Source organism: Periweissella ghanensis, assembly GCF_918814755.1.
In the GTDB taxonomy this organism is placed as follows: Bacteria; Bacillota; Bacilli; order Lactobacillales; family Lactobacillaceae; genus Periweissella; species Periweissella ghanensis.
Genome location: NZ_CAKKNT010000015.1, coordinates 38,414 through 48,029, shown reverse-complemented (window position 1 = coordinate 48,029; position 9,616 = coordinate 38,414). Strand labels below are relative to the sequence as shown.

10 protein-coding genes, 1 tRNA gene and 1 rRNA gene are annotated in these 9,616 nt (G+C 38.9%); 11 read left to right on the top strand and 1 reads right to left on the bottom strand.

Going from position 1 to position 9,616, the window contains the following annotated elements:
* Positions 1 to 105 (top strand): 5S ribosomal RNA (gene rrf / locus LQZ76_RS06215); the annotation flags it as partial.
* Between the two features lie 9 nt (positions 106 to 114).
* Positions 115 to 187: transfer RNA gene (locus LQZ76_RS06210), tRNA-Asn, on the top strand.
* A gap of 227 nt (positions 188 to 414) precedes the next feature.
* Here the strand turns inward: LQZ76_RS06210 and LQZ76_RS06205 are convergent.
* On the bottom strand, positions 415 to 2,355 hold the full coding sequence (locus LQZ76_RS06205) for an ABC-F family ATP-binding cassette domain-containing protein (RefSeq protein WP_230098883.1): 1,941 nt from the start codon (positions 2,353 to 2,355) through the stop codon (positions 415 to 417).
* Positions 2,356 to 2,524: 169 nt separating this feature from the next.
* On the opposite strand from LQZ76_RS06205, the gene LQZ76_RS06200 reads away from it, so the two are divergent.
* The 9 genes from LQZ76_RS06200 to LQZ76_RS06160 all read left to right on the top strand — a co-directional run bounded on the left by LQZ76_RS06200 (position 2,525) and on the right by LQZ76_RS06160 (position 9,545).
* Positions 2,525 to 3,169: a redox-sensing transcriptional repressor Rex gene (locus LQZ76_RS06200; RefSeq protein ID WP_230098887.1), complete on the top strand. Its 645-nt coding sequence runs from the start codon at positions 2,525 to 2,527 to the stop codon at positions 3,167 to 3,169.
* Between the two features lie 235 nt (positions 3,170 to 3,404).
* Positions 3,405 to 3,689 carry a co-chaperone GroES gene (groES, locus tag LQZ76_RS06195; RefSeq protein ID WP_230098882.1) on the top strand — a complete coding sequence of 95 codons (285 nt, stop codon included), beginning with the start codon at positions 3,405 to 3,407 and terminating at the stop codon, positions 3,687 to 3,689.
* Positions 3,690 to 3,717: 28 nt separating this feature from the next.
* On the top strand, positions 3,718 to 5,340 hold the full coding sequence (gene groL / locus LQZ76_RS06190) for a chaperonin GroEL (RefSeq protein WP_230098881.1): 1,623 nt from the start codon (positions 3,718 to 3,720) through the stop codon (positions 5,338 to 5,340).
* A gap of 168 nt (positions 5,341 to 5,508) precedes the next feature.
* Complete coding sequence (tmk, locus tag LQZ76_RS06185) at positions 5,509 to 6,150, top strand: dTMP kinase (RefSeq protein WP_230098880.1); 642 nt, start codon at positions 5,509 to 5,511, stop codon at positions 6,148 to 6,150.
* A gap of 43 nt (positions 6,151 to 6,193) precedes the next feature.
* On the top strand, positions 6,194 to 6,523 hold the full coding sequence (darA, locus tag LQZ76_RS06180) for a cyclic di-AMP receptor DarA (protein WP_230098886.1): 330 nt from the start codon (positions 6,194 to 6,196) through the stop codon (positions 6,521 to 6,523).
* 16 nt (positions 6,524 to 6,539) lie between these two features.
* Complete coding sequence (gene holB, locus LQZ76_RS06175) at positions 6,540 to 7,547, top strand: DNA polymerase III subunit delta' (RefSeq protein ID WP_230098879.1); 1,008 nt, start codon at positions 6,540 to 6,542, stop codon at positions 7,545 to 7,547.
* A gap of 28 nt (positions 7,548 to 7,575) precedes the next feature.
* On the top strand, positions 7,576 to 7,902 hold the full coding sequence (locus tag LQZ76_RS06170; protein WP_230098878.1) for a DNA replication initiation control protein YabA: 327 nt from the start codon (positions 7,576 to 7,578) through the stop codon (positions 7,900 to 7,902).
* 9 nt (positions 7,903 to 7,911) lie between these two features.
* The gene (gene rsmI / locus LQZ76_RS06165; protein ID WP_230098877.1) at positions 7,912 to 8,802 is read left to right on the top strand and encodes a 16S rRNA (cytidine(1402)-2'-O)-methyltransferase; all 891 of its coding nucleotides are present in this window, start codon (positions 7,912 to 7,914) and stop codon (positions 8,800 to 8,802) included.
* Positions 8,802 to 9,545, top strand: a complete 744-nt coding sequence (locus tag LQZ76_RS06160) for an acyl-[acyl-carrier-protein] thioesterase (RefSeq protein ID WP_230098876.1) — start codon at positions 8,802 to 8,804, stop codon at positions 9,543 to 9,545. Before rsmI ends, LQZ76_RS06160 begins: the two co-directional genes overlap by 1 nt.
* Positions 9,546 to 9,616 lie beyond the last annotated feature (71 nt).

The following is a 9,616-nucleotide window of genomic DNA, read 5'->3' as shown; positions in this document are numbered from 1 at the left end:
GGCGCAGATGATACACCTGTTCCCATGCCGAACACAGAAGTTAAGCTCTGTAGCGCCGAAAGTAGTTGGGGGATCGCTCCCTGCGAGGATAGGACGTCGCCATGCTTATATTATTCCGGCATAGCTCAGTTGGTAGAGCACCTGACTGTTAATCAGGTTGTCGACGGTTCGAGCCCGCCTGCCGGAGTACTTAAGGACTTACAGTAATGTAAGTCCTTTTTCGTATTTAAAAGTTTAAAGTTGGGGGAATCCTTAACTAGTGGGATAGCAGAAACCATGGTATCTAGACTTAAATTAAATGGGGACCTGAAAGCGACCATCAGGCTGATATAGGTAAGTCCAAAAATACCCCCCTTGAAGAATTTTCTTCAAGGGGGGTATTTAATGTATTTTTGCTATTTACAATGGCTAAGCTTAGCTGTTAGCTTCTTCTAAGGCCATGCTTTTAACTTCCCAATCTTCAACCAATGTATCCAAGTCAGAACTGATTGTGTCGAGTTCTTTTTGCCAATCGGTTAATTTGGCAATGTCATTGCTGTATTCCGGATTGTTCATTAAACTGGCAATTTCAGTTTGGCGTGCTTCAAGCGCATGCATTTGGGTTTCAACTTCATCAACTTGGCGTTGGAGCTTGCGAATTTCGCGTTGTTGCTCTTTTGATTGTTGATAATTTTGTTGAGGAGCAGCGGTATCAGTGGCATTATCTGCTGTTAGCGTTTCAGCAGTAGCTAATGCACTTTGTTGGGCTTTTTTCTCCATGTAGTAGTCATAGTCACCCATATACATTGTTGACCCATTAGGCATGATTTCAATGATTTCAGTAGCAACTTGATTGATGAAGTAACGGTCATGGGAAACAAATAAGACCGTACCATTAAATTCATTGATGGCACTTTCAAGGACTTCTCGTGAATCGATATCTAAGTGGTTAGTTGGTTCATCAAGAATCAAGAAATTATCATGATCCATTGATAATTTAGTTAACATTACCCGGGCACGTTCACCACCAGAAAGGCTCGTAATTTTTTTATCAATATCGCTACCACTAAATAAAAAGCTCCCGAGCATTGAACGAATGTCTTTTTCTGACGTTGTTGGATGTTCATCCCATAATTCCGCCAAGACCGTTTTATTTTCATGCAAAGTTTGCTGTTCTTGGTCATAGTAACCAATTGAAACGTTGGCCCCAATTTTGGCATTACCAGCTAAAAAGGGAATGATATCGAGAATACTTTTAAGTAAGGTTGATTTACCAACCCCATTGGGCCCAACAATTGCCACGGCATGGTTTTTGTCGACATCCAAATTAACTGGGTGGGCCAATACTTTAGCGGCATCGTAACCGATACTAGCATCACGGACACGCAAGACTTCATTACCACTTTCAAGGTCGGTTGAAAACTGCATTTGAGCCCGTGTAGCATCATTGATGGGCTTAGTAATCTTTTCCATCCGTTCAAGTTGTTTACGGCGTGATTGCGCTCGTTTAGTTGTTGAAGCACGAACAATATTACGATTAACAAAGTCTTCAAGTTTTTCGATTTCTTTTTGTTGTTTCGTATAGGCTCGCATTTCAATTTTTAATCGCTCAGCTTTAATTTCTAAAAATTTAGAGTAATTACCATGGTAGTGATCAAGGTGGCCAAAATTCATATCGTAAACTTCTGTAACGACGCGATCAAGGAAATAACGGTCGTGGGAAACGAGTAATAATGCACCAGTATAATTTTGGAGATAACTTTCTAACCAAGCTAAAGTATTCATATCTAAGTGGTTAGTTGGTTCATCTAAAATTAAGAGATCAGGTTTTTCAAGGAGGGCTTTTGCTAAGGCTAAGCGAGTCCGTTGTCCACCACTAAGGGAACTAATTGGACTATCAAAGCGTTCGGGTGCAAAATTAAATCCATGTAAGACTCCGCGAATACTAGCTTCATAACCATAACCATTGAGCATGTTAAAATCATGTTGAAGCTGATCATAACGGGTTAAGAGTTGTTCGTATTCGGTTGGTTCAAATGCACTGGGATCAGCAATTTGGGCTTCCAATGTGTGCATCTGTTTTTCAAGATTACGGACATTATCAAAAACGGCGAGCATTTCTTCCCAAATCGTATTATTTGAATTGAGCCCTGAATTTTGAGCTAAATAACTTAAAGTTAATTCTTTTTTTGTTGTAACCGTACCTTCATCAGGGGCCTCAAGATTCGCCAAAATTTTGAGTAAGGTTGATTTACCGGCTCCATTACGGCCAACCAAGGCAACACGGGCGTGTTCTTGGATTTCTAACTGAACATTAGTAAACAGAACATCAGCACCAAAGCGGCGTTCAATCTGTTGAGCTTGTAACAAAATCATTTTTTTACCTCGAATTTTTGTCTAATAGTTAAATTTTACCATACGTTTAAATAAAAGTTTGTGAAATCCAATTTGCTTTTTGTTTCACAAATTGGATATTTGTGCTATCATCTAATATGAGTTTAAATTCACAATGTATTAAAAAATTTGTGCTGTGGAGGAATGTATGATGAATGACCCAATAATCCCTAAAGCAACGGCAAAACGTTTACCAATTTATTACCGTTACCTAAAATTTTTGCTTGATGCTGGTAAAACCCGGGTTTCATCAACTGAATTATCTGACGCTGTTAAGTTTGATGCTGCAACAATTCGCCGAGACTTTTCTTATTTTGGAGCCTTAGGTAAGCGTGGATATGGATATGATGTTGCCAGTTTACTAGATTTCTTTTCTAAAATTTTGAATCAAGATACCCTTACTAATGTCGCATTAGTGGGTTTAGGTAATCTTGGTCAAGCACTTTTGAATTTTAATTTTCACAAAAATTCAAATATGCGTGTTTCAGCGGTCTTTGATATTGATAGTGAATTAATTAATACGATTCAAGCTGGGGTGCCAGTTTATGATATCGCCGATTTAGTTAATCAAATTCACGATCAACGCATTGAAATTGCAATTTTAACAGTTCCACAAGCAAATGCTCAAGAAATTACTGATAAACTTGTGCAAGCTGGTATTAAAGGTATTTTGAATTTCACGCCATTACGTGTTACGGTTCCAAGTAATGTCCGTGTGCAAAATGTTGACTTAACCAATGAATTGCAAACGTTAATTTACTTTATTGAAAATTACGCTGATAACGAAATTAAGTAATTCTGAATGATACAGTTTCAACCGATACATACAATTGTTAGTTTAGATATTATTAAAAAGTGGAAGGCAAATTTTGCCTTCCACTTTTTTGATTATTGAGGAATAATTATTTTGACTATATTTGACCTTTAAGTGTTGCAATCTTTAGGCATCGTGATAGTATAGATATTGTAATTAGCACTTTGATAATAAGAGTGCTAAATAAAAAATTAAAGTCATTTTGGAGGTGTGTAACGTGTTAAAACCACTTGGAGATCGCGTTATTTTACAAGTTGAAAAAGAACAAGAAAAAAGCATTGGTGGGATTGTAATTGCTGGTGCAACTGAAGAAAAGCCAATGACTGCCAAAGTTATCGCAGTTGGGACTGGTTACTTGTTACAAGACGGAACGATTACTCATCTATCAGTTAACGAAGGTGATACCGTTATCTTTGATAAATTTGCCGGTAGCGAAGTTAAATATGCAGGCAATGAATATTTAGTTGTTCACGAAAAAGATATTATCGCAATTGTTGATTAATTAACCAAAGTAGACGAGGTAAATAATAATGGCCAAAGATTTAAAATTTTCTGAAGACGCTCGTAGCGCAATGCTCCGTGGAGTTGATAAATTAGCAAATACCGTTAAGACGACAATTGGACCAAAAGGTCGTAATGTGGTCTTAGAAGAGTCATATGGTGCGCCAACGATTACTAATGATGGGGTAACCATTGCCAAGGCAATTGAACTTGAAGATCACTTTGAAAACATGGGTGCCAAATTAGTTGCCGAAGTAGCTTCTAAAACAAATGATATTGCCGGTGACGGAACAACAACTGCAACAGTGCTTACTCAAGCAATTGTTAATGAGGGGCTTAAAAACGTAACGGCTGGAGCCAACCCAGTTGGTATTCGCCGCGGGATTGAATTAGCAACTAAAGCCGCTGTGGCTGAACTTCACAAGATGTCACATGAAGTAACTACTAAAGAAGATATCGCACAAGTCGCTTCAATTTCAGCTGCTAATCCTGAAATTGGTGAATTAATTGCCGATGCGATGGAAAAAGTCGGTAATGATGGTGTTATTACGATTGAAGAATCAAAAGGAATTGATACTTCCCTTGATGTTGTGGAAGGAATGCAATTTGACCGTGGTTACATGTCTCAATACATGGTAACTGATAACGATAAAATGGAAGCAGCGTTAGACAATCCATTTATTTTGATTACGGATAAAAAAATCGGTAACATTCAAGATATTTTGCCATTGCTTCAAGCCATCGTTGAACAAGGGCGTTCATTATTAATTATTGCTGATGACATTACTGGTGAAGCATTTCCAACGCTTGTTTTAAACAAGATGCGGGGAACCTTTAACGTGGTTGCGGTTAAGGCCCCTGGCTTTGGTGATCGTCGTAAAGCGATGCTTGAAGATATCGCAACCCTAACTGGTGGTCAAGTAATTGCTGAAGATTTAGGTTTAAACCTTAAAGACACGACATTGGCCCAATTAGGTCAAGCTGCTAAAATTACGGTAACCAAAGATAACACGACGGTTGTTGAAGGTCACGGTGATAAAACTGCGATTGCTGAACGCGTTGAAAACATCAAGCGTCAAATTACCGAAACAACTTCTGAATTTGATCGTGACAAGTTACAAGAACGTCTTGCTAAGTTAAGTGGTGGTGTGGCTGTGATTAACGTTGGGGCAGCGACGGAAACAGAATTAAAAGAACGCAAATACCGAATTGAAGATGCCTTAAACGCTACTCGTGCAGCGGTTGAAGAAGGGTTTGTTTCTGGTGGTGGAACAGCGCTTGTTAATGCTATTCCAGCGGTGGCCGCCCTTGAAGAAACTGGGGATGTTCAAACTGGAATTAACATTGTTAAACGTGCACTTGAAGCACCTGTCCGTCAAATTGCAATCAATGCTGGGCTTGAAGGTTCAGTCATTGTTAACAAGTTGAAAGAACAAGAAATTGGAATTGGTTACAATGCCGCTGACGATACATGGGTTGACATGGTTAAAGCCGGAATTGTTGATCCAACTAAGGTAACACGCTCAGCATTACAAAATGCCGCCTCAGTATCAGCACTCTTGCTTACGACTGAAGCGGTGGTTGCTGAACAACCTAAACCAGCTGGCATGGACGCAGCGGCTCAAGCTGCAGCCATGGGCGGCATGATGTAATTAAAGTTAGTAATTAAATTATTAAAAACGTCGTTCGAAAATTTTTCGAACGGCGTTTTATTTCGAGTTGGTGACAGGGTGCATGTAATTGTAAAATGCATTGCATAGACAAGCTAACTAATTTCAAGTAAAATTAATCTATTAATAGTTGAACAGGAAGTGAAATCATTGGCGGGTAAATTTATAACATTCGAAGGTCCAGATGGTGCCGGGAAAACAAGCGTATTAAACGAAATCATAGCTAAAATCGCTCCTAAATTAGGAGCACAGCTAGTTGTTACTCGGGAACCGGGGGGGACTCACATTGCTGAAGCAATTCGTAATGTAATTTTAGATACCGAAAATACCGACATGGATCCACGGACTGAAGCACTATTATTTGCAGCTGCTCGTCGGCAACATATTACACAAATTATTCAACCAGCTTTAGACACTGATAAATTTGTTTTTTGTGATCGATTTGTTGACAGTTCGGTTGCCTATCAAGGCGCTGGGCGTAAAATTGGGGCTGATGAAGTTTGGCAAATGAATAAGTTTGCCACGGAAGGGTTAATGCCTAATTTAACGTTGTATTTTGATGTTCCATCAGAAGTGGGATTAACTCGGATTCAAAATTTTCGAGCTGATGAAATTAATCGGCTTGATCAAGCTTCACTCAGTTTTCATCGCCGGGTTCGGGAAGCATACTTAACGTTACAAAATAAGTATCCTGAGCGAATTGTTTTAATCGATGCAACGCAACCATTTGAAGCGGTTGTCGCGGATGCGATGCAAGCAATAACACACCAGTATCCGGAACTAAATATATAAAATCAAATAATTAACTTACATTGTAGAAAGTAGGGCTAGTATGATGAAAATGGTTATGGCAATTGTCCAAGATAAGGATAGTAACAAAGTTAGTAGTGAATTAGCAAAGGCCCGTGTTCAAGCAACGCGCCTTAATTCAGCCGGGAGTTTTTTACGGTCAGGTAATACAACCTTTATGATTGGGGTTGAAGATGATCGGGTTGAAGAAGTAATTGAAATTGTTAAAACTTATTCACGGGCCCGTAAGCAATTTATGACGCCACCATTGAGTATGGATTCAATTATTGATTCTGGTTCATCATTTCCAATTGAAGTTGAAGTTGGGGGCGCAACAGTATTTGTGTTACCAATTGAAGGCTTCTATCACTTTTAAGTTATTGGAGTAGCTTGTGGTCCAAAGTATAGATAAACAAACACCAATGGCCAGTCATCAAGCGATGATGGCGCATTTTAATAAAACAATTGTTAAACAGCAACTAGCACATGCGTATCTGTTTAATGGTCCTAAAGGTGCAGGTCAAGCAGTCATGGCACAATGGCTTGCTATGCGCCTTTTTTGTCAGGAATTAAACGATGGTCAACCGTGTGGAGTGTGTCGCAATTGTCAACGAATTATGGCAGGCGAACATCCCGATGTAATTAATGTCAAATCAGAAAAAGCAACGATTAAGGTTGATGAGATTCGGGTGCTAAAACAAGAATTCACTAAAAGTGCCGTGGAAGGTAATCATAAAATATTAATTATTGAGCATGCCGATACGATGACCGTCAGTGCACAAAATAGTCTCCTTAAGTTTATTGAAGAACCCCTGGGAGATACAGTCATTATTTTACTGACCGAAAATCGTAGTTTACTACTGCCAACGATTATTTCACGGACTCAGGTGGTTGAATTTGAATTACCTGGTTTTGCAGCCGTTGAAGAGCAATTACAGGCCCACTATCCATTAACGGAAATTCGTCTAGCCTTACGATTAAGTGGTAATGTTGAACTGGCCCAGACATGGTTAGCAGATGGGGCCATTACTAAACTTAATAATTTAGTCTGGCGGTGGTTTAATGTCTTAATGCAAGGGGATGGGGCGGCATTTGCCATGATTCAAACAGGGTTTATCCCAATGTTGCAAGATAATGAATTACCATTTACCGCTAGTCAGCTGTTGGATAGTATGACATTTATTTTGCGGGATTTATTACTAATTACAGATGAGCGGCCATTGGTCTTTGAAGATAATCGCCAAATATTGAGCGAATTGGGCGCCAAGATTAGTTTGACTAACCGATTGGCATTTGTGGATATTGTGCTGCAAGCCCGCCAAGAGCAACAAATGAATATTAATATTCAGACGACCTTAGAGGCCGTTACTTTAAAAATTTTAGCTAGTTTACAAGCGTAAACTAGTTAAATAATGGAGAATTCAAACAATGGAAAAAAACCAAATTTATGATAAATTCTCGGATGTGATTACGGAGTTACAAACCTTAATTACAGAAACTACAGAAATGAAACAACTGATTAGTACGCTGATTGAAGAAAATGCGGAACTAACAATTGAAAATGAACATTTACGGAACCAATTAATGACTAAACAAAATGCGAAGAAGCAACCACGGTTATCACGTTCCCGTGAAAATTTGCGGAAGTTATATGAATCAGGATTTCATATTTGCAATCCATCATATGGCCGCCGGCTTGAAGATGGCGAATCGTGTTTGGAATGTTTAGATATTATCTACGGTAGCAATTCATAAGGAGACACTATGCAAACGCAAGCAAGTTTTGCTAATCAAACGGTGGGGGCCTTGTACTTAGTGCCAACCCCGATTGGTAATTTGGAAGATATGACCTTCCGCGCGATTAATATCTTAAAAGAGGTCGATTTAATTGCCGCTGAAGATACGCGCCACACCCAACAATTACTAAATCACTTTGAAATTCAAACTAAGCAAATTTCATTTCATGAACATAATACGCAAATGCGGATTCCTGAATTAGTGGATAAAATGCTAGCTGGGGTAAAAATTGCCCAAGTCAGTGATGCGGGGATGCCATCAATCTCTGATCCTGGAGCAGAATTAGTGGAAGCTGCGATTAAAGCCGGTATTGCGGTCATTCCTTTGCCAGGTGCTAATGCTGGGTTAACGGCATTGATTGCTTCTGGATTAGTTCCGCAACCGTTTTATTTTTATGGCTTTTTAGGGCGTAAGGCAACCGAACAAAAAGTGACGTTGGCTAGTTTAGCTAATCGGGAAGAAACGATGATTTTTTATGAATCACCATATCGGTTAAAAAAGACGTTAAGTACGATGGTGACCGTTATTGGTCCCGAACGCCAAGTTGTGTTAGCTCGCGAGTTAACCAAGCGCTATGAAGAATTTATTCGCGGCTCATTAGCTGAAGTCAGTGAATGGGCGCAAACCAACGAAATTCGTGGCGAATTTGTGATGATTTTAGCCGGGAACGAACATCCTGAAACGATTACGGATGTTAAAGCAACGGATGGTTTATCAATTAAGGATTATGTCGATGACTTAATTCAAAAGGGTAATAAACCTAATGATGCGATTAAAGCAGTAGCTAAAGATCGGGGCTTAAAGAAACAGCAAGTTTATAATATTTATCATGAACTTGAAGATGATGGAGAAGAGTAATGAGTGCTGAGATTTTTACGCAAGAACATAAAATTGTTTATTATGAAACTGATCAAACAGGTAAGTTATCCGTACCAATGATTTTTAATTTAGCAATTTTAGCTTCAGCCAATCATGGTGCTTTATTAGGCCAAGGTGAAGAAGAAATTCATGCCAACAATACTGGTTGGGTGGTATTACAATATGATTTAACGATTACCAAACGTCCTCAAGAAGGGGATGTTGTGATTATTAAGACGCAAGCGCAAGAATATAATCCATATTTTGCAGTGCGTAATTTTTGGTTAACAACGCCGGCCGGAGATGAATTGGTCAAGATTAAATCAGTCTTTGCAATGATTGATATGGAACAGCGAAAAATGGTTCGGATTCCGCAAACATTGATGGATGCTTACCAAGCAACTAAAGTGAAGCACATTGAAAAAATTCCTACGCCACAAGCAATTGATAATAGCCAACCAACGCAAAATCAAGCCTATCAAGTTCGCTACTTAGACATTGATTCAAATAAGCATGTCAACAATGCCCAATATTTTGATTGGCTATTAGATCCGTTGGGAGCAGAATTCTTGCAAGGTCATGAGTTAGTTAATTTAAAGATTAAATATGCTAATGAAGTTCGGTATGGTCAAACAATTGAGAGTCATTTCCAAATGGGAACAGCTCCGTTAGTAACATTACATCAGATTAAAGCTGGTGATACTTTAAATACGGAAGCTGAACTTACATGGCGCTCAATCTAGCTCGTTAAATAATAAAAATAAAAGGTATCTACGGTTGGAGAAATTCCTAAGTGGAGGCCTTTTTTGTTAGA